Genomic DNA, 681 nt, shown 5'->3' on the forward strand with positions numbered 1-681 from the left:
ATCCAGAACGTCATTTAAGATAGCCAGCAAGGTTTTACCACTGCGGTTGATGATCTCCGCGTAACGCTTTTGAATTGGATTTAAACCAGAATCCATTAACAAACGAGCGGTACCGAGCACGCCGTTCATCGGCGTTCGAATTTCATGGCTCATTGTCGCTAAGAAGGCTGATTTCGCGCGGCTCGCCTGCTCGGCTTCATTACGCGCCTGAGCGTGGTTCACGACCTCTTCATTCAAGCGCAGGTTTGCTTGTCTCAACTGCGAAGTGCGCTGCTCAATCAATTCTTCAAGGTGTTCTTTGTGTTCTTCCAGATCCCGTTTGGCTTTTGCTTCCCCTTCTGCCACCACTTTGAGCGCTTGGGCGGTATTGCGGGCGGTGATGATAGCTTGCCCCATGTGCGCGAGTTCGTCTTTGCCTTTAACTTCTAGCTCAACAGCCAAGTTACCTTGGGCAACAGAAAGCAGCGCAGCAGAGTATTCCGCCAGACGTTTCACTACCGACACGTACACCACACGCCAAAGGATAAGCACAACCACAATCAAACCGACAATCGAGATCACCGTTAGTGACCATTGGGCAAATTTCAGCGTATTGGTCAGCTGGTCAACGGCAAACGTGGTGGTTTTGTTGGAATCGTCCACCAGCTTGTTCACGGTGCTGTTCAATTCAGAAAACAGCTC

Annotated in this window: 1 protein-coding gene; it reads right to left on the reverse strand. The window is 50.4% G+C overall.

Going from position 1 to position 681, the window contains the following annotated elements:
• Positions 1 to 681 (reverse strand): histidine kinase dimerization/phospho-acceptor domain-containing protein (locus tag R7Q46_RS27345; protein ID WP_318078298.1); only part of this gene is annotated, 681 nt, incomplete at both ends.

It is taken from the genome of Vibrio sp. 811 (assembly GCF_033339195.1).